The sequence below is a fragment of the Mycobacterium sp. DL genome (assembly GCF_039729195.1).
GTDB classification, from domain to species: Bacteria; Actinomycetota; Actinomycetes; order Mycobacteriales; family Mycobacteriaceae; genus Mycobacterium; species Mycobacterium hippocampi_A.
This window is the reverse complement of the sequence record NZ_CP155796.1, coordinates 1,246,839-1,270,351: the sequence shown is the minus strand read 5'-3', so window position 1 is coordinate 1,270,351 and position 23,513 is coordinate 1,246,839. Positions and strand designations below refer to the sequence as shown.

The following is a 23,513-nucleotide window of genomic DNA, read 5'->3' as shown; positions in this document are numbered from 1 at the left end:
ATCCCGTCATGGCCACTGTCCACGTGAAAAAACTGGTCAAGGTGTTCACCACACCGACCGGACCCCAGACCGTCATCGACGGTATCGACTTCGAGATCGCCGACCGTTCGTTCGTGTCTCTTGTCGGCCCGTCGGGGTGCGGGAAGACCACGCTACTCAACATCATCGCGGGAATCGAGACCGCGACCTCAGGTTCGGTGTCCATCGGTTCGGCCGACCGGCCGGGCAAGCTGGCCTACGTCTTCCAGGAGCCCCGACTGCTCCCCTGGCGCTCGATCTTCGACAACCTGATGTACGTCCAGCGAACCCACGACGATGCGGCGAAAGAGCGGGTGCACGAAGCACTTCGGCGTGTCGGCCTGGGCCATGCCGAGAAGAAGTGGCCGGGTCAGCTCTCCGGCGGCCAGCAGCAGCGGGTCGGCATCGCCCGGGCGCTCTCGGTCGAACCCGACGTGCTGCTGATGGACGAGCCGTTCAGCCACCTCGACGCCATCACCGCCCGGGGGCTGCGCGAGCACCTGCAGGAACTCTGGGCAGCGACGCGCAAGACGGTCGTGTTCGTGACCCACGACGTCAGCGAGGCCGCCGAACTGTCCGACCGCATCCTGATGCTCGCTCCCGGCGGGACCATCCACGAGGACATCCCGGTCGATCTGCCGCGGCCGCGCAAGGCGTCCAACGAGAAGGTCGCCGTCCTGGAGTCATCGATCCTGCGCCGATTCGAGGACCTCGAGGCCGCCACGACACCGGCCCCCGCTCCCGCACATGCCTGACTCACAAAGAAAAAGAGGCCACTTCATGCCTGAACAGTCCACGTCCTCGGCAGCACCAACGCTTCTGGGCACCAACGGTGAATCGGCGCACGCGCTGTTGATCAACGGCGAACACCGGCCCGGTGGAGGTGACCTGCTCGAACTGGTCAACCCGGCCACCGCCAAGGTGTTCGCACGTTGCCACAGTGCCAGCATGGCGGACACCGACGACGCGGTGTCCTCGGCACGGGCAGCCTTCGACGCCGGCGTCTGGTCCCAGTTGTCGATTCAGGAACGGTCGCGGATCCTGCACCGCTTCGGTGACCTGCTCGAGCGCGACATGAACGAGCTGTACCGGCTGGAGACGGTCAACAACGGGCGGCCGATCACCGAGACGAAAGCTCAGATCACCCGGTTGCCGGAGTGGTACCGGTACAACGCCGCCCTGCTCCTCGCCTCGCGCAATGCCGTGGTGCCGATGTCCGGCGAATATCATTCGTACACATCACGATTCCCGCTGGGCGTCGTCGCCACGCTGTCCTCGTTCAACCATCCCCTGATGATCGCGTCCAAGAGCGTGGCACCGGCTCTGGCCACCGGCAACAGCGTCGTTCTCAAGCCGTCGGAGCAGACACCGCTGACCGCCCTGCTCGTCGGCGCGCTGGCCCTGGAAGCCGGTATCCCACCCGGTGTGCTCAACGTGGTGCCGGGCCTGGGCCCGGTCACCGGTGCGAGGCTGGCCGAGCACCCCCTGGTCGACAAGGTGGTCTTCACAGGGGGCACCGAGGTCGGCAGATCGATTTCGATGGCAACCGCCCGGCGCTTCGCCAAGTCGACCGTCGAATTGGGCGGCAAGACACCGGTTCTGGTGTTCGACGACGTCCCCGTCGAGGTGGCTGCGCGGGGTGCGGCGTTCGGTGGTTTCATCGGAGCCGGCCAGACGTGCATCGCCGGCACCCGCATCCTGGTCCAGGAGACGATCTACGACGAGTTCGTCGCCGCGCTCGTCGCGCAGGCCGAGAGCATCCGCATCGGTGACCCGAGCCAGCCCGGAACTCAACTCGGGCCGGTGATCTCGGAGCGGGCACGCACCCGCATCCTCGACTATGTCGAGGTCGGTCGCTCCGAGGGGGCCACTGTGGCCACCGGAGGGTATGCGCCCGAGATCGCAGGCCTCGACGGGTATTTTGTCGCCCCGACGGTTCTCTCCGGCGTCAACAACCAGATGCGGGTGGCCCGTGAGGAGATCTTCGGACCGGTACTCGTTGTGATCCCCTTCAGCGACGAGTCAGATGCGGTGGGCATCGCGAACGACTCACCGTACGGACTCGGCTCCTCGATCTGGACGCGCGACGTGGCCAGAGCGCACCGAGTGGCCGCCAAACTCGAGCAGGGCATCGTGTGGGTCAACGACCACCACCGCCTGGATCCGTGCTCTCCGTGGGGAGGTGTGCGGGAAAGCGGACACGGCCGGGAAGGTGGCTGGGAGTCCTTCGACGATTTCACCCATGTGCGGGCGGTGACGATCCGCACCGCCGACACCGACGTGGACTGGTATGGCGACGTGGCATTGGAGCGGTTGAACTGATGACGATTTCACTGGCGGATCTGCCCGTCACCGACGGACTGTCCTTCCAACACGACGGGGCCGTGCTGACCGCGGTGCTCGACGCACCCGACGGCAACCTGATGACCATGGCCATGTGCGACGCGCTCGCAGCGGTGTTGGCCGACCCACCTGCGGAAGTACACGTGCTGGTGTTGAGTGCTGCCGGCGAGCACTTCTGCCTCGGCCGCGAGCGCACCGCCGCCACCCCGGACGACCTCCCGGTTGAGGTACAGCGGCTGATCGCGCTCAACGAGGCACTCGCCGCGACCAGGCTGGTGACGGTGGCGCGTGTGCACGGTGACGCAGCCGGTTTCGGTGTCGGCCTGGCGGCGCTGTGCGATGTGGCGGTGGCTACGCGCACGGCCCGGCTGAACTTTCCGGAGGTCCGGATCGACCTGGCACCCGCACTGGTGCTGGCCTGGCTGCCCGCGATGGTGGGGCGACGGGAAGCGTTCTGGCTCACCGCGACCGGCGAGCCGGTGTCGGGCGACGAAGCGGTTCGCCTCGGGCTGCTCAACGAGGTGACCGACGACGTCGCAGCATTGGACGAGGCGGTCGGGCGGCGGGTGCAGTCGCTGGTGCGAGCACAACCGCGCGTCCACACCGAGATCCGGAAGATGTTGCGGTCGGTGGAGTCGCTGACCCCGGGGCAGGCCTACGAGTTGGCCGCCGACCGCCTGGTGCTGGGATCGATGCGCAGGTCCCGCTAGCCCCTCACGCCTCGATCCCGCCGGTGAGGATCGCGGCGAGCTCGCGGTAGGCGTCGGCATCGTCGAGTCCGGTGTTCTCTCGCACCACGCGCTGCTGGATCCGCACCATGACCGTGGCCACCAGGTCGGCGGCGAATGCGGCGTGCACGTCGCGGAAATCCCCTGCCGCCACACCTTCGGCGATCAACTCCTGCACCCTGCGCGCGGCGATACGGGTGTTCTGCTCGTAGACCGCGCGTGCGGGGGCGAAGGCATCGAGGTCGACCATGAACTGGTCCGACGCGGGATCCAGCGCGGTCCCGACCGCGGCCAGGTAGGCGGCGATGCGATTACGCGCGCCCCGCGCGCTCGCGACCCGGGATTCCACGAATTCCGTTGCCGAACGGAAGAAGTGCACGGTGGCCGCCTGCACCAACTGCTCCTTGCTGCCGGCCAGTGTGTAGAGCGTCGACTTCGAACACCGCAGTCTCGCGGCGATGTCCTCGAGCGTGAGGTGAGCGAAGCCCTCGGACAGCAGCAGGTCGGTGAGCGAGTCGAACAACTCGGTACGCCGCCTGGTGGCGAACGCGGGCCTGGCCATGGCGGCAATAGTACTGTAGATGGTCCTGTAGTACTGTTCCCGGTATGGCTGTGGACCGTCTGCTCCCCACCGACGAAGCACACGAGCTGATCGAGCTCGCCCGACAGATCTCCGACAAGGCCCTCGACCCGATCGTCGATCAACACGAGCGGGACGAGACCTACCCGTCGGGGGTGTTCGCGACGCTCGGCGACGCGGGCCTGTTGAGCCTGCCCTACCCCGAACAATGGGGCGGCGGCAGTCAGCCCTACGAGGTGTATCTGCAGGTGCTCGAAGAGATCGCTGCCCGCTGGGCGGCGGTTGCTGTCGCGGTCAGCGTCCACAGCCTGTCGTGTCATCCGCTGTTCGCCTTCGGCACCCCCGAGCAACAGCAACGCTGGCTGCCGGAGATGCTCGGCGGGTCCACGGTCGGCGCCTACAGTCTTTCCGAACCACAGGCCGGTTCCGATGCCGCCGCCCTGACCTGCAAGGCCACCGCGGTCGACGACGGTTACACGATCAACGGCGCGAAGGCCTGGATCACCCACGGCGGCATCGCAGACTTCTACAACCTGTTCGCCCGCACCGGCGAAGGCTCGCAGGGCATCTCCTGTTTCCTCGTCGCGAAGGACACCCCCGGCCTGACATTCGGCAGGCCAGAGGAGAAGATGGGCCTGCACGCGGTGCCCACCACCGCTGCGCACTACGACGACGCATTCGTCGACGCCGACCGTCGCATCGGCACCGAAGGCCAAGGTCTGCAGATCGCTTTCAGCTCACTGGACTCCGGGCGCCTCGGCATCGCCGCGGTGGCCACCGGCCTGGCCCAGGCGGCACTCGACGATGCGGTGAACTACAGCCAGGAGCGAACCACGTTCGGCCGCAGCATCATCGACCATCAGGGACTGGCTTTTGTTCTCGCCGACATGGCGGCAGCCGTCGACTCCGCACGGGCCACCTATCTCGACGCCGCCCGTCGGCGCGATGCCGGCCTGCCGTACTCACGCCAGGCGTCGGTCGCCAAACTGGTCGCCACCGACGCGGCGATGAAGGTGACGACCGACGCGGTCCAGGTGTTCGGTGGGGCGGGCTACACCCGCGACTACCGCGTCGAGCGCTACATGCGGGAGGCCAAGATCATGCAGATCTTCGAGGGCACCAACCAGATTCAGCGTCTGGTGATCAGCCGGCACCTGGCTCGCCGCTGAGTGGGTCGCCGACCTGAGGCAGTTCGTCAGCGGCGATCGCACACGGTGTCTGCTCGGCCACCACAGGATCCGCCGGTGCCGCGTCGGCCGGTGGCAGCGGTTCGGCGGGCGGTGGCACCGGGGTCGGTGCCGGCGCCGGTTCGGTCGCCACCCCGGCCGGCTCGACACATTCCTCCGGTTCGGATTCGCCTGCGGCAACATACTCCTCGACGGGTTCTTCGGCGGGCTCGTCATCGGCGGGCTCGTCATCGGCGGGCTCCTCGTCGGCGGGCTTCTCGTCAGCGGGCTCGTCGTCGGCTTCCAGCGGATCGTCGAGTTCGGGGACGTCGAGATCGGGCGGCTCCGGGAGTGACCCGTCCGATCCACCCAGCAACCCGCCGAGCGTATCGGCGAACTGCTGGCCGAGCCCCGACAGGCCGCCGCCGACGTCGGGCATCCCGGAACCCATGCCGCCCATCGGCGACATCGGCGGGGACATCGGCGGCCCCGGTGGCACCAGCGGGGCCGGTTGTGCTGCAGGGACTTCCGATGTGACGGGCGGCGGAGCGACCGGCGGCGGCGCGGATGGTGGAGCTGCGGGCGGTGGAGCTGCGGCCCAGGCCGAAGGAATCGTCGGTGCTGCAGCCGCCGGACCTGCGAGCTGTGCGGGCGGCGGGCGGTCCTCGCAGTGCATCCGATCCTCGCAGTGGATCCGGTCTTCCCCGGCGCGCACAGCCGGGGCCACCCACCGCGGCCCCAGGTCGCCCGGGACCTCGAATGTGGGCTGGTGTTCGGCCGCGATCTCAGCGGTTGCGCGCTGATAGGCCTCGGCGACCGAGGACATCGCGGCGCGCATCACGGCCAGGCCGTCGGTGCCGATGCTGCTGTCCACGAACGGTGTCACCGCCTGGTCGATGATCTCATCGGCGGTCGCCCGGTCCCCCGCGCCTGTTGTGACCGTGCCCGCAGCCGACAGCCACTCAGCTCGGTGCGCCTCCGTCCGGCCTTCGATCGCGATAACGGCATCAACTTTTGTCTCGACCGCCTGCCACAGGCTCTCCCGCAGTGCGCCGAACGCCTCGGCTGCGGTACGCACCGCAGCAGCGGCCGCCGCGGCGGCGTCACCATGTCGGCGCAGCACACCGAGGGCGGCGTCGGCGCCCGCACCCTGCCACGCCGCCGGGAGTGCCGACAGCTGCCGTTCGGTCACCGCAAGCGCATCCTGGGTCGCGCGGGCCGCCGCGTCGAGTGCTGCCCAGTCACCCTGCAGCGCAGCCAGATCCATGCCTCTCTCGGTGCCGTACCAGTCGTGCAGTTGCGCGTCGTGCAATGTCAGGTCCGGGTGCCGGTAACCGAGACGATGGCAGGCCGAGACATACCGCTGCAGGTTGTCGACCGCGGGCACACCGTCGGCCAGGCGTGCGGAGACGTTGAAATTCCCAGCCATCGACGGCGACTATCCCACCCGCGCGGCGGCGCGCGCATCGGCATCCTGATAGCGGTCCGCGGAAGCCCGCAGCGCGGCGGCGATGTCGTCGGCCGCACGCGACCAGCGTCGCAGTGCCGCAACAACATCGTCGACAGCAGTGCGCAGCGTGTCGCCGTGCGTCGCGTAGGCGCGGCCCGCACGGGCGCCCCCGAAGGCCAGATCACCCAGGTGCGTTCGCACGGCGGCGTCGACGATCAGCGCCTCGGTCTCGTATTCGCGCGCGATCTCGCGCACTGCCCCCACATCGACGTGCGCGGCGCCTGCTTGTCCCATATGAGGTTGGACGGCCGACACGCGCTGTCGGTTCCCACCGGTTTTCCGCCGCGCTCAGCCCTCGGCGCTGACCGACTCCGCGACCCGCACCGCCAGTTGCCGCGCGGTGTCCTCGTCGGCAGCTTCCACCATCACACGCACCAGCTGTTCGGTTCCGGAGGGCCGCAACAGAATTCGGCCGGTGTCTCCGAGTTCGGCCTCAGCTTGGGCGACCGCGTCGCGCACCGCCGCCGAGTCGGCGACAGTGGCCTTGTCGGCAACCTGGACGTTGATCAGTACCTGCGGCAATGTCTGCATCGGTGCGGCGAGGTCGGCGAGGCTGCGACGCGTCTGCGCCATCCGGGACATCAATCGGAGCCCGGTGACGATGCCGTCACCGGTGGTGCCGAACGCCGGCATCACCAGGTGCCCGGACTGCTCACCGCCGATCGAGTACGGACCGGCCCGGAGTTCCTCGAGAACGTAGCGGTCCCCCACGCCGGTGGTGCGGACCTCGATGCCGGCGGAGCGCATCGCCAGATGCAACCCGAGGTTGCTCATGACGGTGGCCACCAGGGTGTCCGCAGCCAACTCCCCGGCCTCGTGCATGGCCAGCGCCAACACCACCATGATCGCGTCACCGTCGATGACACGACCGTGACCGTCGACGGCAAGACAGCGGTCGGCATCACCGTCGTGCGCCAGACCCAGGTCGGCACCGTAGGACACCACCGCCGAACGCAGCGTCTCCATGTGCGTGGATCCGCAGCCGTCGTTGATGTTCAGCCCGTCGGGATCGGCATGGATGGCGATGACGTTGGCGCCTGCCGCCCGGTAGGCACGCGGCGCCGCGACCGACGCGGCCCCGTGGGCGCAGTCGACGACGACGGTCAGATCGTCGAGGCGGGTGCCTGCGGCCTTGCCGGCGTGGCGCAGGTACCGCTCCAGCGCGTCATCGGCCGTGACGACACGACCGATACCCGCTCCGACAGGACGGGCACCGGGGCCCTGGCGGACCAGTTCCTCGATGCGATCCTCGGTGTCGTCGTCGAGCTTGTGCCCGCCCGGACCGAAGATCTTGATGCCGTTGTCGGGCATCGGGTTGTGCGAAGCGGAGATCATCACCCCGAAGTCGGCGTCGTAGGCGCTGGTCAGATAGGCCACCGCGGGTGTGGGCAGTACCCCCACCCGCAACGCGTCCACACCCTCGCTGGCCACACCGGCGATCACGGCCGCCTCGAGCATCTCTCCGCTGGCGCGCGGATCGCGTCCGACCACGGCAACCCGCCGACGGGTCTCGCCGCTTCTCAGCAGCCGACGGGCCGCCGCCGCACCAAGCGACATCGCGAGTTCCGCGGTGAGCTCCTGGTTGGCGACTCCGCGCACCCCGTCGGTGCCGAACAGTCGAGCCATGCTGACAACCTCTCACACATAGTGGTTTGAGGGCCAACCGCAGCTCATGGCGTTCGTGCCGCTGCCGAATCGATACGCGGGCGAGACCGGCACAGACGGCTCGTCAGCCGCCTTCGGTGTTGAACGGCTCGTCGGCTGCGCCCTCACCCGGAACGGCCGGAACCGGCGCGCCCTCGTCACCCGCGGGAGCTTCCTCCGCGCCGGGAACAGCCGGGGTCTCTGCTTCCACCGTCGACTCGGCCGGCAACGACGCCGTCGGCGTGCTCGCGTTCTGGATGATCGACACGTTTGCACACACCTCTTGCGACGCGCCGTCGGTATCGGCCAGCTGCGCAAGCCCGAGGATCGCCGCCGGATCGCCTGCACAGGCCTCGGCAGCGGCTGCGGCGGCAGCCTCGAGGGCCACGCTGTCCTGCGTGGTCGCACCGTCGACAAGCACCGTCACCAGACCGTCCGGCCCGGGCGGCGGCTCATCGGGTTGCGACATCGCGGTACCCAGGCCTGCCGTCATCAGTAGCGTTCCGCCCAGGAATACGGCCGATGCGGTGTTCTTGACCAAACTCATCGATTTCTCCCTTCGGTTACTCGGGTCGGGTACCCACCTGAAGCGCCCCTTCAACGCCTCACCGCCCGCACCCTGGATCGGATGCGGGCGGTGAGGGGTTGTGTTTATCCGCCGTCGGTGGGCGCGGTGGTGGTCTCCGGCGCGCCGGCACCCTCGGTCGCGGTGGCACCGTCATCGGTGCTCTCGGCCGCCTCCGGCTGAGTCTCCGGCGAGCTCACGTTCTGGGTGAGCAGCAGATCGCCGCCCGGCAGGCCCTCGCACACCGTCTGGTTGACGCCCTCGGTGTCCACCTGCAGCGCGAGCGCGTTGACGTCCTCGGGCGCGCTGGCACAGAGGGTGCCTGCGATGGTGGCCGCCGCATCAACGGGCACGGCCTCGAGGATCGTCACATCGCTGACGGTGATACCGACCAGGCCGTCGGGATCCGCGGTCTCCATCGGCTGTGCGTTGGCGACTCCCGCGGTGAAGAACAGCGCGCCACCGAAAGCGGCACCTGCTGCAATGCTCTTGATGAAGTTCATGAATCACTCCTCTCAGTCACAGAGCCACGGCCGGTTGTCTGGGCGAGCTGACTGACTCGCACCGGAGGCAGAAGGGTCTGCCGACGCCACGTGGGACGCCCGGGCTCTCGTTTCGACGGTGTCGCACAGGCCGCACAGAACTCAAGTCGCTGCGGTCAGATCCAGCTGGTGCTTGCCGATGACTAAGTAACTGGCTGCGCATCACCCCAGAGCACGGGGCCGCCGGTCTTTACCGGATTTGTGGTGTGTGACAGCCCACAGTGGGCCGAAACGACAGACGCCCGGCCACTCGCGATGCGAGCAGGCCGGGCGCCGTGACGTGTTTCGATCAGCGCTTGCTGTACTGCGGTGCCTTGCGGGCCTTCTTCAGCCCGTACTTCTTGCGCTCGATGGCGCGCGGGTCGCGGGTGAGGAACCCGGCCTTCTTGAGGGCGGGCCGATCCTCGGGCTGCACGATGATGAGCGCCCGGGCGATGGCCAGACGCAGTGCGCCGGCCTGGCCGGACGGACCGCCGCCGTTGAGGTGGGCGTGCACATCGAAGCTGTCGAGCCGATCAACGGTCACGAACGGGGCCTTGATGAGCTGCTGGTGCACCTTGTTGGGGAAGTAGGCCTCCAGCGAGCGGCCGTCGAGATGGAACTGGCCGGTGCCGGGCACCAGGCGCACGCGCACCACGGCCTCCTTGCGGCGGCCGACGGTCTGGATCGGACGATCCATGATGATCGGCTCACGCACGGGGGCTTCGGCTTCGGCGGCGACCTCGGTGGCAGCCGTCTCGGCGGGCGCGACGCTCTCGCCGATCTCAGCGGTCATTTCGGAAGACTCGGTCACTGGGCCACCTGCTTGATCTCGAACGGAACCGGCTGCTGAGCGGTGTGCGGATGCTCTGCACCGACGTACACCTTCAGCTTCTTCTGGATCTGACGGCCGAGCTTGGTGTGCGGGATCATGCCGACGATCGCGTTCTCGACGACGCGGTCCGCGTGCTTGCCCATCTCGTCACCGAGCGCGCGCTTGCGCAGCCCGCCGGGAAAACCCGAGTGCCGGTAGAGGAACTTCTTCTTGAGCTTGTCGCCACTGATGGAGACCTTTTCCGCGTTGATGACGATGACGAAGTCACCGCCGTCGACGTTGGGCGTGTATGTCGGCTTGTGCTTGCCGCGTAGCAGCTTGGCTGCTTCGACGGCGAGCCGGCCGAGCACCACGTCGGTGGCGTCGATGACGTACCACGTACGCGTGGTGTCACCCGCCTTCGGCGTGTATGTGGGCACAGCGTTACCTTCTTCTCTTCTCGGGTTGATCCCCGGTGTCCCGGGTGCCGGTCAAGCGTGGGCTGCGAACTGCCTCGGCGACCGACGGAGACCCGAGGTTCCGGCAAGCCAGCACACGCCAACGAGCGAGCTTACCCGCGGGCGTCGCCGCAGGTCAAAACGCTCAGCCGAGATCCAGGTCCAGCCCCAGCAGATGTCCGCTGGCCTGCGCCCTGCCCACCGACCCGGCCTGGGCGAGATCGTGCAGAACCCGCCAGCCCTCACGGTCGTCACGTCCTTCGGGCAACTCCAGCCACCGTCGTAACAGGCCGGCATCACACGTCGCCAGCACGGCACCCCGCATGCTGGCGCTCAACTCCGCGCGGATCCGGCCGATCGCGGGCGACATCGACTGCGGCAGCAGCGCACCGGCGTACCTGTTCAGCGCCGATTCCACGTCCCCGGCCTTCAGATGACCGAACACCGCGCCCAGGTCGCTGTCGACAGGCTGCATCAGCCGGTACGGCCGGGAGACCACCACCGCCGGGTTGATGACCCGCCGTAGCCGCGACATCTCCGCACGCACTGTCACCACGTCCAGATCCTTGTCGTCGAGCAGCAAGGCGAGGTGATCGGCGGTCAGCCCCTCGGGATGCTGGTGCAGCAGCACCAGGATGTCGGCATGGCGCGGCGTGAGCGACGCGGTGCGCAGGCAGCCGTTCTGGTCGGTGAACTGCCAGCGGGGCCGCTGCGCGCCGAGCACTCGCAGTTGCGCCTGCCCCGCCGAGGTCGCACTGGCGTCGGGGGCGGTAACCCTCAGCAGGGCGAGGTGATTCTCGACTGCAACCGCCGTGGCGCGCACCAGGGCAAGGGTCTGCGGAGTGGCCACGTCGGCGCCACCGGTGAGGTCGATCGCGCCGAGAAGGACCCCGGTCGTCGGATCGTGAACAGGTACGGCACTGCAACTCCACGGCTGCACGATCCGGGAGAAGTGCTCTGAGCTGCGGATCTGAAGCTCACGGTCGAGTGCCAGCGCGGTGCCGGGCGCATTGGTGCCCGCACTGCCCTCACTCCAGTCGGCGCCGGGAACGAAGTCCATCGCCTCGGCTTTACGGACCGCCCTGGGATCACCCTCGACCCACAGCACGGTGCCGTCCGCGGCGGTGACGGCGACGAGAACGCCGGCGTCGATCGCATCGTCGACGAGCAGCCGCCGGATCACCGGAAGGGCCGCGGCCAACGGGTGTGTCTCCCGCATCCGCGCCAGACTGAGCGTCATCGCCGACGACAATGCACCGTCGCGATCCGGGTCCACACCGGTGGCGAGGCTGCGCCGCCAACTCTCGGCCACCACGGGCCTGATCGGAGCGGAGTCGAGATAGGACGCGTCGACCTGCCCGGCTATGAAGAGTTCGTGCAACGCGCGCACAGCCGACGTACCCATACGGGTCGACGCCCGACTGGTGACAGGCTTCGACGAACCCACCGGCGATCACACTCCTCGCGCAGCCGATCTTGGCTTCAGGACAACCGGGCCACTGCGTGTTCTACGCCACACTAGCCGAAGAAACTGAGTGTTCGGCCCCGCAAACCCGCGGCCGCCGGTGCCCGCCCAACCTAGTCAACGGATGGGGATTCCGGTGGGGATCGGGCTTCGTCGCGCGAGGCGCCCGGAGACGCGCGTTGCCCCGTCTACGGTGACCCAGTGGACAGCCAGCACAACCCCGCCGGAAAGCTCTGGGCGGTCGGTCTCGGCCCCGGCGACAGTGAGCTGGTCACGTTCAAGGCGGCCAGGGTCATCGGCGCAGCAGACGTCATCGCCTTCCACTGCGCCGGGCACGGCCGCAGTGTCGCGCTCGCGGTGGCAGAACCCTTTCTGCGCGACGGCCAGATCCACGAACGACTGATGTACCCGGTCACCACCGGAACCACAGCGCACCCCGCCGGCTACCGAGGCGCCCTCGACGAGTTCTATGCGGACGCGAGCGAGCGGTTGGCCCGACACCTTCGCGCGGGCCGCGGCGTCGCTCTTCTGGCGGAGGGTGATCCGCTGTTCTACAGCTCCTACATGCACATGCACAAACGACTCTGCGCCGAATTCGACACCGAGATCATCCCCGGGGTGACCTCGGTGAGTGCGTCGGCGACGGCGACGGGCATCCCGCTGGTCGAGGGCGAGGAGACCTTGACCGTCCTGGCCGCGACGATGCCCTCCGACGAACTGGTCCGTCGACTGCGCGACAGCGACGCGGTCGCGATCATGAAACTCGGCCGGACGTTCCCGAAGGTGCTGGCCGCCTTGGACGCTGCCGGGCTCGCCGACCGGGCCTGGTATGTGGAGCGCGCATCAACGCCGCAGCAAGTGGTCATGCCGGTGCGCGACGTCGAACCCGACTCGGTGCCCTACTTCTCGATGGTCATCGTCCCGGGCCCGCTCAACAACCCGGCCCCTGCGTCTGCTGAACCCGCCGTGGGTGAGGTGGTCGTCGTCGGACTGGGCCCCGGCACCGGGCGATGGACGACCCCGGAGGTGCGCAGCGAGCTGTCCCGCGCCACCGATCTTGTCGGCTACAAGACCTACCTGGCCCGAGTCCTGCCACGCCCGGGCCAACGGCTGCACGCCAGCGACAACCAGGTCGAATCCGAACGTGCCTGCATGGCATTGGATTTGGCCAAAAGAGGTGCCAGGGTCGCTGTGGTCAGTTCGGGAGACCCCGGCGTCTTCGCGATGGCGGCGGCCGTGGTGGAGGTCGCCGCCGAACCCGCGTTCAGCGATGTGCCTGTTCGGGTGGTGCCCGGGGTCACCGCCGCCAACGCCGTCGCCGCGGCCGTCGGCGCGCCGCTGGGGCACGACTACGCGGTGATCTCGCTGTCGGACCGCCTGAAGAGTTGGGACGTGATCGAGCGCAGGCTGCACGCCGCCATCGACGCCGACCTGGTGATCGCGATCTACAACCCGGGCTCGAAGAGCCGGGACTGGCAGGTCACGACACTCAGAGACATTCTGCTGCAACGCCTTCCCGCTGATCGCCCGGTGATCGTCGGGCGCGACGTCGGCGGACCCGAACAGCGTGTCACCGTGACGACGGCCGCGGGATTCGATCCCGCCACAGTGGACATGCGGACCCTGCTCATCATCGGATCGTCGACGACGACGGTGGTTCAACGCGCTGCCGGGCAGGCGGTCTTCACCTCACGCCGGTACGTCAGTCCGGCCCTCTGATCCGTCGCTGCCGGCACACGGTTCCTCCGCCTCGGATGCCAGATCGAGGTTGAGTTCGGCGAGTTCGATCATGCTGCGCCAGAACTCCGTGCGGTCGATCCGGGCACGGTTGATCACCACCGCCCGCCACCGCGCGATGAACGGTTCGAAATGCCGATGTTCGTCCAGCAGTTCGGTGGTCTCCGTGACCAGCGCGCACGGCACCGGTTCCTCGGGGTTCAGCGACCGCCACAGCCGGGCGGTCACCCGGATGCGGCGCCGATGCTCGATCAGCGCGGACAGCAGCCACCTGATCGCCCGACGTTCTTCATCGGTGATCCAGGCGGCTTCCCCGCAGCTGTTGAGCAGAGCCTGCTGGGCCTTGGCCGAGTCGTTGAGTTCGCCGAAGACCCGGACCGCGTCACCGCGCATCCGGGCACCGGCCTCCTGCTGGTGGCTCACGACAACTGGTTCGTTCGCAGCGGGATGCCGACCACGATGCGGGCGGCGTTGTGGCCCAGGGTGCGGGCGGCCACCGGGTCTGCGGGTTCGTCGGTGGACAATCCCTCCGGCGGCCGGGCCAGTTTCTGATGCTGGACCGACACCCGACCGTCGTCGTCGATGCCGACCCCTACGTTGAGCGTCGAACGGCCCGCGGCAAGTCGGCCCAGCGCGTTCGCGTCCCCGCCGGCAGTCGGCCGCTCCACGACGAACGGCACGCCCTCCTCCTCGATCCCGGCGAGCACCTCGTTCTCGACGGGACCCGCCGAGCAGCTGAGCACCAGAATGGCCGGCTTTTCCGGCTGGCCTCCGTCACGCATGGGCACCGACGCCGGTCACCGAGCGGGTAGCCGAGACATGGGCCGCGACAAGGCCGGAGGCCACCGCATTGCGGGGACCTTCGGTGCCGCGGACGTTTCCGGTGCCGCAGACGATCCCGAACGGCGCCACCGCGTCGGCGATGAGCTCGGGAATCTCGAAATCCAGGGCGCTGCCGCCGAGCAACACCACAAAACCGATCTGCCGCAGGTCACCGCCCGGGGCGATGGCGCGCAGCGCCCGAAGCGTGTTGACGACGAAGACCCGCTCCTTGGCGGTGCGACGAACCGTCCTGATCCGCTCCAGCGAGTGGCGGGTGGGTATCGGGTTCATCCCGAACTCGCCCAGGGCGACCACCCGCGCGAAGGCCGTCGACGGCAACGGCGTGTCGAAGAACTGCACCGTGCCGTTCTCGAGCCGGATGTGAAAGAAGCTCTCCGCCTTGCCCAGTGGGCAGCGCTTGATCTCTTCTGCCAGCTCCAGGTTGTCCAGGCCCAACTCGGCGTCGATCAGCTTGGTCACCAGGTCGCCCGCGCCGGCGAGGTGGGTGGCGTCGATGCGGTCGTCGACGCCGATCACCGCGGCGTCGGTGGAGCCGCCGCCGAGATCGAGAACGACCAGGGGCTTGTCGGTGCCCGGGGTGGTGAGTGCACCGAGCACCGCCATCTCCGCCTCGACACCTCCGACGACGACGTCGACCCGCGTCGCCCCGGCGTGGCGCAGCTCGGCGGCCACCGCATCGGCGACGGCCTGCATCCCGCTCTCCTTGGTGCGGACCATGGCCGCCAGCGCGACCGCGTTCTCCAGCGCGACCTCGCCCGCGACTCCACCCCGCACTGCTTGCGGCACCACCGTGTCGATCGCCAGCAGGTCCTGGATGTGGACATCGGCCAGCGCGTGTTCGGTCAGGTCGGCCATGCTCTGGCGCACGGTGGAGATCATGCCACCGGTGTTGGTGCCCGATTCGCCGACGACGTCGGTCAGTGGGCTGACCCGCTGCACCTCGGCCATGATGTCGGCAGCGCCGCGGGAGACGTCCACCGTGGCGCGCTTCTTCACACCGATCAACTCCAGCGAGCCTGCGGGAATGGCGCGGTCCTCGACGTCCCCGGACGGGGTCCGCACGACGACGGCGGATCGGTTGCCCGTCAACGCCCGCGCGACGGGTGAGACGACCTTGGTCTGGTCGGGGTCCAGACCGAAGATGGTCGCCAGGCCGTAGGCGTTCGACAGCGTGCGGATGGACTGACCGGGTCCGGCCACCTCGACGGCGGCCACCATGCCCACCGGGACCAGATCGATCTTCGACACCTCGTCGATGATAGGGATCTTCGTCGTCAGCCGGTTCGCCACCAGCACGGCGTCGTCGTTGCCCAGGATCGCCCCGGTGACGTCGATGCCGCGATCGACGGAGGTGTTGATGGTCTGGGCGGTGACGTCGAAGTCGATCCCTTCGGGCACCAGCACGATCACCGGCACCCCGGGTGCGTGCTGCGACAACGACTCGAACTCGACGATGGTGCCGACGCCCAGGCCCCGGCCGCCGGGGGTGCGCGGATCGTGACCGATCATGGTCGACTCGGTGATGATCGTCTCGGTGATGGTCTCCATCGCCAACCCGCTGATCACCGGCGTGGCCTCATTGAGCAGGATCAGGTCCAGATCCGCCAACGGGATGCCCGCGCCCTCCAGCGCCCACGTCACCGATTTCGCGACGCCGTCGACGTTCTTGACGGTGCCCTTGATCCCCGTGGTGCGGGTCAATGCCGCACCGACGTACTCGACCGTGCCGTCCGGACCGATCGTCGCGAGACTCGCCTCGGTGGTGGAGTTGCCGATGTCGACCCCGACAACCGTTCGATTCACTACTGACCGATCATCTCCGTGGAGAACTCCGGTGTCACCTCGACCGGGCGCGCCCCCTTGCGGACCAGTTCGGTCTCCTTGAGGTGCAGCAGCGCCGCCTTTGCCTGCCAGCGCGGCCGTGCCATCTGGTCGTTGAGCGTCGGAACCGGTTCCGGTGATTCACCTTTGGCGTACTGGGCGGCGTTCGAGCCGATATTGCGGTACGTCTCGAGCGTCAGAAGCGGACACTGCGGGAACAGTTCCAGACTGGAAAGCCGCGGCAGGTCACGCTGATGGATCATCGAGGTGCCCCGGGCCAGGATCCCGATCCCGATGCCCGATCCCGAGAGCTTCGCCGCGGTGTGGGCCATCAGCGCGAGGTCGGAACTGCTCTGGATCCGGATGATCCGGGCACTCACCTCCTGCTCCTCGATGCCGGCAAGGATCTGGCGAATGACCTCGGCGAGCGGCAGACCGATGATCGTCTGGCTGAACAGGCTGCCGAAAGCCGGCGATATCGCTATCACCACCTCGTCGGGCCGCTGGCCACGCTCGGCCGGACCGACCTCGCTGAACGAGATCGTGCGCTCCCCTGCCTGCAGGTCGGTCGCCACGGTCATTCCACCTCCAGTTCGGGGTTCGATGCGCTCGTCACGTGGCGCAGCTTCTTCATTTCTTCCCAACGTGCGCCCGTCGGCCGGTACCCGGTTCCGGGGCCGGCGTAGTCGTTGGCGTCGTTGACCGCCGACAGTGGCACCAGCGACGGTGTCATGATCGCCGAGGTCTGCAGCAGGTCTCCCGAAACCCGCTGCTGCAGAACCGCCAACAGGTTCTCCGCCATGTCCGTGAACCCGGTCCCCTCCAGGGCCTTCACCAGATCCAGGCCGGTGATGTTGCGATCCATCACCTGCTGCGCGCCCTTGAGATCCTCGAGGACGTCGCGCGGGATGAGCTCGCGACTGCCGTTGGCGTACACCGCGGCGTCGATCTCGGCGTCGCTGATCGGCGGCAGGTCCAGGTACCGGAACACCGCCTGCAGGGCCTTGGCGGCGCGGGTGCGGACCGCGAGGATGTCGGACTCCTTCACATGACGGAGCCCGCCGTCGATCTGCAGATCCCGCTGAATGGTGTTGAAGTCGTCGAAGTCGTCGCTGTCGACATTGGATCCGGCGAACATGTTGTCGTAGTTGGGAACCGCAGAGTATCCGGAACACACGAAATCGGTCCCGGGCATCATCTGCGGCATCAGCCTCGCGGTCCGCCGCATCGCCGAATGCGAGAACGACTGGTCGTTGCCCGAGGCGCACTCGAGGTCCACCGCCGAGGCGATGAGGTTCTCGGCGGCGACCGCCCGGATGCCCGCAGGCACCGCTCCCGGCACACCGATACACGAGATCGAACCGTTCTGCAGGCCCTGCACGCCGGCACCCTTGGCGATCAGGATGCATCGAATCTCCAGGTACAGCATGGATTTACCCTGCGCGTTACCCATCTGGACCTCTGAACCGGTGCCGGAGGTGAAGCGCATCTTGATGCCGCGCGACGCGTACGCCGCGGCCAGGAACGCCTTCGACCAGGGTGTGTCGTCACCGTCGACGAAGACCGGCTCGGTGCCGTACACCGAGATGGTCTCCGCGTAGCCGGTGATGCCGCGCATCCCGAGATCCAGCTCGGTCGCTTCCTCCAGCGCGCACTGTGTCATCGGACCACCGGGGTTGACCTGGCTGCCGATCTGCTGCGCCATCGCGACCAGCGGTGCGTAGCGCACCACACCCAAAGTCGTTTCCACCTCTGAGAATCCGCGGATCGCGGCTTCTGCGGCCTCGCAGGCCACCTGCAGCGGGTTGTCCCGTGCGCTGGTGCAGTGAGCCTGATTGGCCGGGGTGCGCCGGGCACGCATCTTCTGCATGCCCATCATGATCTCGACGATGTTCAGGTTCTTCGCCACCGCCAACAGCTTCGCCGGTGTCAGACCGTTGGTCACGGCGATGACCTCCTGGCGCGTCACGCCAGGGTCGACCAGCATGCGGGCGATCTCCTGCGCCGGCAGGGCCATCGACTCCTCGGTGGTCGCGGCGTCGATCGCCTTGTCGGCGATGAACTGGTCGATGAAATCGAAGTCGGCGCGCGCGACACCGTCCATCTCGACGACCACACCGTTCTCCACCCGGACACTCGGCTCGGGGTCGAACTCGCTGTCCATCGCGACCATGCCGACCTCGGGCCACTCCTCGACGAAACCGTCGAGATTGACCGGGCGGTCCTCGAGGACGTCGGTGCGAGCGGAGTGGCGTACGTCGGCGCCGGCCTTCTGAATTGCCTCAGCAGTCATCGTCGTCCCCTATTCGCTCGTCGCCAGGATGTCGCGGCGCTCGTACACATCGGCCGCCTCGCGCACCAGATCCGCCAGGAAGGTCGCGTTGTACCGGGTCTGCAACTCGTCGGCGATGGCGTCGAGTTCCGCCTTGGTCGACGCGTTGGGCCGCAGCGCGTTGTAGATCTCCAGCACCCGTTCATCGCTGATGGCGGTCATCTCGGCGGCGCGGTGCAGGTTGGCACCCAACTGCTTCCTGCCGTCCTTCTCGGCGATCTGCGCCTGCAGTCGAAGCGTGTCCGGCGTGATCCGCAGATCGGTGGGCTGAATCTCGCCGGAGACGACGGCTTCCATGGTGATGTCGTCGATGGACTTGCCTGACGGGGTGAACAGCAGATCCCTCCGACGGATGCTCAGCGGGTAATCCACCGCGGGATCGAGGGTCGGTTGCGTCATGCACTTCTCCGTAGGGTGAGAGCGACGGGTGGTCGTGGACCAATTGTGGCTCGTGTCACGTTGCAGCAACGTTGCAGCGATCCCCGGGGCCCCTTGGCCCCCCGAGCCCCACCCTTCGGCGAGGAATTGCCCCAGATCAGCCCGCTCGAATCCGCCGCGGTTAGCGTGAGAGCCATGGACACGGCGGACCGCGACGCGCTTGCGGCGAAGACCGCCGAAATCGGTGAGTACTTCGCGCTTCCGGATGCGGTGGGTGATGACTGGCGTGCCCTGCCGCGGTTGTTCGATGACGCGACCGTCAACGATTTTGTCGTCCGGACGCGCGCGGCCATCGCCGCGTCGACACAGTGTGCCCCCGGCGAGATCCCACTGAGGCTGGCGGCCTCGTCCTTTCAGCTGGGCGTGACGGCGCGACTGCTCTCCCCGGCGGTCGGTGCCGCAGCCTGTTTCGGTGCGGTCCCGGCACTGGACCGTCGGTCACTGCGGTGGCGGCCCACCTCGACACACGTTCCGCAGTTCGCCGTTGCCGATGCCGACTGGTTCGAGGCGCCGACACCCCGGCGCGCAGCCGATCTGATCGCCGGATCCCTGCTCACCGAGGTGCTCGCCCCGCTGAACGACACGCTGCACACTCTGACTTCGCTGTCGCCGCAGGTGACTTGGGGCAACGTGATCTCCGCCGCCAACGGTGCGGTGACGGTCCTGTCGATGTCGCGACCGCACCATGAGGGCGCCGGTCGCGCCCTGGTGAGAGCGCTCGCGGACACCGGACCACTGATCGGAACCGCCACCTTCACCGACGGCAGATTCGTCCGGCGGAGCTGCTGCCTGTTCTATCAGGCGCCGGGGTCCGGTCTCTGCGGGGACTGCGTGCTCGTGAAGGAGGATTCCGGCCACGTTGCAACGTTGGTGCAACGAAACCCGCGATAACATTCGCCCCGCTGACGGCAGGACGGAGTCACTCATGGGTTGGCCACAGACGCGGCCACAGACGCGCTACGCGCCGAGTCGCATCGGTCTACGTGGGGCGGACGCCGCCCTGCCACGCGGAATCGCCGATGGCGGAGGCACTTTCACCGAGACCGCGCGACTGCGCACGGTGTTCGTGATGAACGACGAGCTACTGTGCCACGGGCTGATGCACGTGGTGTCGCAGGCCCGCGGCGTCGAATTCGTCGGCGACCTGCGGCACGGGCCGGGGCTCGTCGACCGTCTCCGCGCGTTGCGACCGGAACTTCTTGTACTCGGCGTCGACGCCGGGTCGCCGCTTTCGACTCTGCTGGCAGAGCTGCACCCGGTGCCCAAGGTCGTCGTGATCGTCGACGGTGATGACGCCTCGAGTCATCCGCTGGAGCTGATCAAGGCGGGTGCGGACGCCCTGGTCAATCGCAGGTCACCGTCGAACGAACTGCTCAACACCGTTCTGCGGGTGATCAACGGCCAATCGGCGCTCGATGCGCACAGCGTCAATGCGCTTGTCGCGCAGATCCGTTCGCAGCGCACCGAGGCTTCGACCGACTATTCGCGGATATTGACGCGGCGCGAGCGGGAAGTGCTGAGCCTGCTGACCGAGGGACTGGACAACAGGGCGATCGCGACCAAGTTGTTCATCTCGGAGGCGACGGTGAAGTTCCACCTGCACAACATCATGGACAAGTTCGGCGTGCGCAGGCGCGCCGCACTGGTGGCCGCGGCGCTGCGCGGTGACGGCGCGGGATCGACTGGATATCTGTCGGCTGTCCGGCAGCGATGACCTCAGCCGGGTTGTACGACGTCATCGGCCGTCGGCGCGATGTGCGGGCCGAGTTCACGGGCGCTCCGATAGACCCGGAGGCACTCGACCGAATTCTGGGGGCGGCGCATACCGCGCCCAGCGTTGGCATGAGCCAACCATGGGACTTCGTGCTCGTCCGGGATCAACGGACCAGGAAGGCTTTTCACACCCATGTCCTCGGCGAGCGCAGGGTTTTCCAGGACTCGTTGGACGGCGAGCGTGCGCAGACCTTCACCACGATCAAGATCGAGGGCATCCTCGAATCTACGGTCGGCATCGTCGTGACCTACGACCCCACCCGAGCGGGACCGGCGGTACTGGGCAGGCACACCAATCCCGAAGCCGGCCTGTACTCCGTGTGCCTGGCGATCGAGAACCTGTGGCTCGCGGCCACCGCCGAAGGACTCGGTGTCGGCTGGGTGTCGTTCTTCAGAGAGCCGTTTCTGCGGGAACTGCTCGGGATTCCGGCGACCATCAGGCCGATCGCGTGGCTGTGCGTCGGTCCGGTGACCTCGTTGCAGGTGACTCCCGACCTCGAACGGCACGGCTGGCGCAGTCCGGCACCGCTCTCGAGCGTCGTGCACTACGAGCAGTACGACAGCGCGCGCGCATGACGGCCGAATCGACGATATCGGTGGATCTGCCGGTCGCGGGTCGACGGGTCACCGTGGTGGGCTCCTCCGGCCGGGCGATGACCGCGACCGGGTCCTTGATCAGCGCGGGCGCGGTGGTGACGGTGGTGTCCCCGGAACCGGGGGCCTACCTGTCGGACCTGGCCGACCGGGGATTGATCACGATCTGCCGCCGGGTGTTCACCCCGGCCGATATCGGTTCGGCTGCACTGGTATTCGCGTGCACCGGAAGTCCCGGCGGGGATGCCGCGATCACCGTCGCGGCAGGCGAACGCGGTGTGCTGTGCATCAGCGACAACCCGCCGAATGCGGCGCCGCCGCCGACACGCTTCGGCCGCGCGCATACCGGCGTGGGACGCGTGACCCTGGTCGGAGGCGGCCCCGGCCATCCGGGGTTGTTGACCATCGCCGGCCGGGACGCCATCGCCGCCGCCGACGTCATCGTCACCGACAGGCTCGCGCCGGTGGCCGCACTCACCGAGATCGCGCCGCGGGCCCAGATCATCGACGTCTCGAAGATCCCCGGGGGTCGTCGCACCGAGCAGTTCCAGATCAACGCCATGCTGATCGACCATGCGCTGGCGGGCGCAACGGTCGTGCGCCTCAAAGGCGGTGACGGGTTCGTCTTCGGCCGCGGCGGCGAGGAGGTCGACGAGTGTGTGCGTGCGGGTGTCCCCGTGGAGGTGATTCCCGGCGTGAGCTCGGCGATCGCGGCACCGGCCTCGGCGATGATCCCTGCCACCCACCGGGGCCTCACCCAGGGTTTCACGGTGATCTCCGGACACGTGCCGCCAGACCACCCGCAGTCGGCGGTGAACTACGAGGCGCTCGCGCAGGCCAACACGACGATCATCCTGATGATGGCCGTGGCCAACCTCGACGCGATCACCCGGGCGCTGATCAGCGGCGGAATGGATGCCGACACACCGGCTGCGGTGATCGCCGACGGCAGCCTACCCAGCCAGCGCGAAGTCCGGGGCAGGCTCGACACGATCGCCGGCGCCGCCCACAGGGCCGGCATCGGACCCCCGGCGACGACGGTGATCGGTGCGGTGGCGGGCTTCGTCCCCGGTTACGCCGCCCACCACGAAGCCACCCAGGTGAAGGTCGGCTGATCGAGCGTCGGTCAGATGCTCAGCGCCGCGTCGACGCTGACCGGCACGGTCGACAGCGCGCGGCCGATCGGGCACACCGACGATGCGGTGCGGGCGGTCTCGACGAACTCCTCGTCTGACCGACGTAGGCCGCGGGCGCGCACCAGCAGGTTGATCTCGGTGATCCCGAAATCCACCTCGGGTCCGCCCTGGGTGACGACCGCCTCCACATGGAGTGCGAGGTTCTCCTCCGGACCCGGGTCGAGCAGCGCCGAAAGTTGCATCGCGTAACACGATGCGTACGACGCCGCCAGCAGTTCCTCCGGTGATGTCGTGGTGGCCTGGTCGGCAGCACGGGTGGCCAGCGAATAGTCGAAGGTCCCCTGACCGGACGACGCCAGCACGATCGTGCCGGTGCCGGCCACCAGAGGGCCCTGCCAGTCAACGGTTGATACTCGGGTGCTCATTCACTGTCCCGTCTCTTCGTCCGCGGAGGTCCGCCGATCCCCGCCGGGCCGCCAGAGCACATCGCCGTCGGTGTTCTCGTGGCGCGCAAGGATGAACAGCAGATCCGACAGCCGGTTCAAGTATCGCAGTGCGCAGTCGTTCACAGCAGCCGTTTGCGCCAGACACCACGCGCTGCGTTCGGCCCGCCGCGCCACCGTGCGGGCGTGATGTAGATGAGCGGCGGCGGGGGTGCCGCCGGGCAGGATGAAGCTGGTGAGCTTGGGCAGCGTGGCATTGAACTCGTCACACCACGATTCGAGTTGCGCGACTTGCTTTTCCGTCACGCGCAGGGGTTCGTACTCGTTGACCTCGGCAACAGGCGTGCACAGATCGGCTCCCACGTCGAACAGGTCGTTCTGGATGATGCCGAGGACCTCGGCCACCCGACGGCGGAGGCCACCGGAGGAGATGGCGACACCGATCACGGCGTTGGTCTCGTCGCAGTCCGCGTAGGCGCCCACCCGGACGTCGGTTTTGGCCACCCGCGACATGTCGCCCAGGGCGGTGGTGCCCGCGTCCCCGGTACGGGTGTAGATCCGCGTCAGATGAACGGCCATGTGTC

Annotated in this window: 26 protein-coding genes; 9 read left to right on the top strand and 17 right to left on the bottom strand. The window is 68.0% G+C overall.

All coding sequences use genetic code 11. The features are described 5' to 3' along the window. The first annotated feature begins 8 nt into the window (after positions 1–8). The 3 genes from ABDC78_RS06175 to ABDC78_RS06165 are packed head-to-tail and all read left to right on the top strand — an operon-like array spanning position 9 to position 3,071. Entirely contained in the window at positions 9–773 is a 765-nt protein-coding gene (locus tag ABDC78_RS06175) for an ABC transporter ATP-binding protein (RefSeq protein WP_178358850.1), read from the top strand. 25 nt (positions 774–798) lie between these two features. Next, a complete protein-coding gene (locus tag ABDC78_RS06170; RefSeq protein WP_178358849.1) occupies positions 799–2,340 on the top strand; it encodes an aldehyde dehydrogenase in 1,542 nt (513 codons plus the stop codon). Continuing rightward, the gene (locus ABDC78_RS06165) at positions 2,340–3,071 is read left to right on the top strand and encodes an enoyl-CoA hydratase/isomerase family protein (RefSeq protein ID WP_178358848.1); all 732 of its coding nucleotides are present in this window, start codon (positions 2,340–2,342) and stop codon (positions 3,069–3,071) included. Before ABDC78_RS06170 ends, ABDC78_RS06165 begins: the two co-directional genes overlap by 1 nt. Before the next feature lie 4 nt (positions 3,072–3,075). Here the strand turns inward: ABDC78_RS06165 and ABDC78_RS06160 are convergent, their stop codons facing one another. Then, positions 3,076–3,651: a TetR/AcrR family transcriptional regulator gene (locus ABDC78_RS06160; RefSeq protein WP_178358847.1), complete on the bottom strand. Its 576-nt coding sequence runs from the start codon at positions 3,649–3,651 to the stop codon at positions 3,076–3,078. A gap of 44 nt (positions 3,652–3,695) precedes the next feature. Between ABDC78_RS06160 and ABDC78_RS06155 the strand changes: the two genes are divergently transcribed. Further along, positions 3,696–4,838: an acyl-CoA dehydrogenase family protein gene (locus tag ABDC78_RS06155; protein WP_178358846.1), complete on the top strand. Its 1,143-nt coding sequence runs from the start codon at positions 3,696–3,698 to the stop codon at positions 4,836–4,838. Here ABDC78_RS06155 and ABDC78_RS06150 read toward each other — a convergent pair. The 8 genes from ABDC78_RS06150 to ABDC78_RS06115 all read right to left on the bottom strand — a co-directional run bounded on the left by ABDC78_RS06150 (position 4,813) and on the right by ABDC78_RS06115 (position 11,752). Next, a complete protein-coding gene (locus ABDC78_RS06150; RefSeq protein ID WP_178358845.1) occupies positions 4,813–6,264 on the bottom strand; it encodes a hypothetical protein in 1,452 nt (483 codons plus the stop codon). The genes ABDC78_RS06155 and ABDC78_RS06150 overlap by 26 nt on opposite strands. Before the next feature lie 9 nt (positions 6,265–6,273). Continuing rightward, the gene (locus tag ABDC78_RS06145; protein WP_178358990.1) at positions 6,274–6,579 is read right to left on the bottom strand and encodes a type VII secretion target; all 306 of its coding nucleotides are present in this window, start codon (positions 6,577–6,579) and stop codon (positions 6,274–6,276) included. 54 nt (positions 6,580–6,633) lie between these two features. Further along, positions 6,634–7,971: a phosphoglucosamine mutase gene (glmM, locus tag ABDC78_RS06140; RefSeq protein WP_178358844.1), complete on the bottom strand. Its 1,338-nt coding sequence runs from the start codon at positions 7,969–7,971 to the stop codon at positions 6,634–6,636. A 103-nt stretch (positions 7,972–8,074) separates the two neighbouring features. Further along, positions 8,075–8,536 (bottom strand): hypothetical protein, encoded by a 462-nt coding sequence (locus tag ABDC78_RS06135; RefSeq protein ID WP_178358843.1) that lies wholly within the window; start codon positions 8,534–8,536, stop codon positions 8,075–8,077. Between the two features lie 104 nt (positions 8,537–8,640). Further along, positions 8,641–9,057 carry a hypothetical protein gene (locus tag ABDC78_RS06130; RefSeq protein WP_178358842.1) on the bottom strand — a complete coding sequence of 139 codons (417 nt, stop codon included), beginning with the start codon at positions 9,055–9,057 and terminating at the stop codon, positions 8,641–8,643. Between the two features lie 328 nt (positions 9,058–9,385). Continuing rightward, entirely contained in the window at positions 9,386–9,871 is a 486-nt protein-coding gene (rpsI, locus tag ABDC78_RS06125; RefSeq protein WP_306172915.1) for a 30S ribosomal protein S9, read from the bottom strand. 14 nt (positions 9,872–9,885) lie between these two features. Continuing rightward, positions 9,886–10,329, bottom strand: a complete 444-nt coding sequence (gene rplM / locus ABDC78_RS06120; RefSeq protein WP_178358841.1) for a 50S ribosomal protein L13 — start codon at positions 10,327–10,329, stop codon at positions 9,886–9,888. Positions 10,330–10,492: 163 nt separating this feature from the next. Next, positions 10,493–11,752: a GAF domain-containing protein gene (locus ABDC78_RS06115; protein ID WP_178358988.1), complete on the bottom strand. Its 1,260-nt coding sequence runs from the start codon at positions 11,750–11,752 to the stop codon at positions 10,493–10,495. A 261-nt stretch (positions 11,753–12,013) separates the two neighbouring features. Here ABDC78_RS06115 and ABDC78_RS06110 point away from each other — a divergent pair, with 261 nt between their 5' ends. Further along, complete coding sequence (locus tag ABDC78_RS06110) at positions 12,014–13,531, top strand: precorrin-2 C(20)-methyltransferase (RefSeq protein ID WP_178358840.1); 1,518 nt, start codon at positions 12,014–12,016, stop codon at positions 13,529–13,531. On the opposite strand, the gene ABDC78_RS06105 is transcribed toward ABDC78_RS06110, so the two are convergent. Genes ABDC78_RS06105 through ABDC78_RS06080 form a run of 6 tightly spaced genes read right to left on the bottom strand, consistent with a single transcriptional unit; the run spans position 13,502 to position 18,944 of the window. Further along, on the bottom strand, positions 13,502–13,972 hold the full coding sequence (locus ABDC78_RS06105; RefSeq protein ID WP_178358839.1) for a hypothetical protein: 471 nt from the start codon (positions 13,970–13,972) through the stop codon (positions 13,502–13,504). The two genes, ABDC78_RS06110 and ABDC78_RS06105, sit on opposite strands and share 30 nt — an antisense overlap. Next, complete coding sequence (locus ABDC78_RS06100; protein ID WP_178358838.1) at positions 13,969–14,331, bottom strand: glycerol dehydratase reactivase beta/small subunit family protein; 363 nt, start codon at positions 14,329–14,331, stop codon at positions 13,969–13,971. Before ABDC78_RS06100 ends, ABDC78_RS06105 begins: the two co-directional genes overlap by 4 nt. Further along, entirely contained in the window at positions 14,324–16,195 is a 1,872-nt protein-coding gene (locus tag ABDC78_RS06095; protein WP_178358837.1) for a diol dehydratase reactivase subunit alpha, read from the bottom strand. Before ABDC78_RS06095 ends, ABDC78_RS06100 begins: the two co-directional genes overlap by 8 nt. Then, positions 16,195–16,794 (bottom strand): propanediol/glycerol family dehydratase medium subunit, encoded by a 600-nt coding sequence (locus ABDC78_RS06090; protein ID WP_178358836.1) that lies wholly within the window; start codon positions 16,792–16,794, stop codon positions 16,195–16,197. Before ABDC78_RS06090 ends, ABDC78_RS06095 begins: the two co-directional genes overlap by 1 nt. Beyond that, complete coding sequence (locus tag ABDC78_RS06085) at positions 16,791–18,506, bottom strand: propanediol/glycerol family dehydratase large subunit (RefSeq protein ID WP_178358835.1); 1,716 nt, start codon at positions 18,504–18,506, stop codon at positions 16,791–16,793. The genes ABDC78_RS06090 and ABDC78_RS06085 overlap by 4 nt, the downstream gene beginning before the upstream one ends. Before the next feature lie 9 nt (positions 18,507–18,515). Then, positions 18,516–18,944, bottom strand: a complete 429-nt coding sequence (locus tag ABDC78_RS06080) for a diol dehydratase small subunit (protein WP_178358834.1) — start codon at positions 18,942–18,944, stop codon at positions 18,516–18,518. Positions 18,945–19,118: 174 nt separating this feature from the next. Here ABDC78_RS06080 and ABDC78_RS06075 point away from each other — a divergent pair, with 174 nt between their 5' ends. From ABDC78_RS06075 to cobA, 4 genes are read left to right on the top strand one after another with little or no spacing between them, the layout of a single operon-like run. After that, positions 19,119–19,874: a (2Fe-2S)-binding protein gene (locus ABDC78_RS06075; RefSeq protein ID WP_178358833.1), complete on the top strand. Its 756-nt coding sequence runs from the start codon at positions 19,119–19,121 to the stop codon at positions 19,872–19,874. 34 nt (positions 19,875–19,908) lie between these two features. Next, entirely contained in the window at positions 19,909–20,697 is a 789-nt protein-coding gene (locus ABDC78_RS06070) for a response regulator transcription factor (RefSeq protein WP_256736062.1), read from the top strand. Then, positions 20,694–21,332: a 5,6-dimethylbenzimidazole synthase gene (gene bluB / locus ABDC78_RS06065; RefSeq protein ID WP_178358832.1), complete on the top strand. Its 639-nt coding sequence runs from the start codon at positions 20,694–20,696 to the stop codon at positions 21,330–21,332. Before ABDC78_RS06070 ends, bluB begins: the two co-directional genes overlap by 4 nt. Then, positions 21,329–22,465: a uroporphyrinogen-III C-methyltransferase gene (gene cobA / locus ABDC78_RS06060; RefSeq protein ID WP_178358831.1), complete on the top strand. Its 1,137-nt coding sequence runs from the start codon at positions 21,329–21,331 to the stop codon at positions 22,463–22,465. The genes bluB and cobA overlap by 4 nt, the downstream gene beginning before the upstream one ends. Positions 22,466–22,476: 11 nt before the next feature. On the opposite strand, the gene ABDC78_RS06055 is transcribed toward cobA, so the two are convergent. Together ABDC78_RS06055 and ABDC78_RS06050 are read right to left on the bottom strand one after the other, a co-directional pair. Next, entirely contained in the window at positions 22,477–22,911 is a 435-nt protein-coding gene (locus tag ABDC78_RS06055) for an OsmC family peroxiredoxin (RefSeq protein ID WP_178358830.1), read from the bottom strand. Next, entirely contained in the window at positions 22,912–23,508 is a 597-nt protein-coding gene (locus ABDC78_RS06050) for a cob(I)yrinic acid a,c-diamide adenosyltransferase (protein ID WP_178358829.1), read from the bottom strand. Between the last annotated feature and the right edge of the window lie 5 nt (positions 23,509–23,513).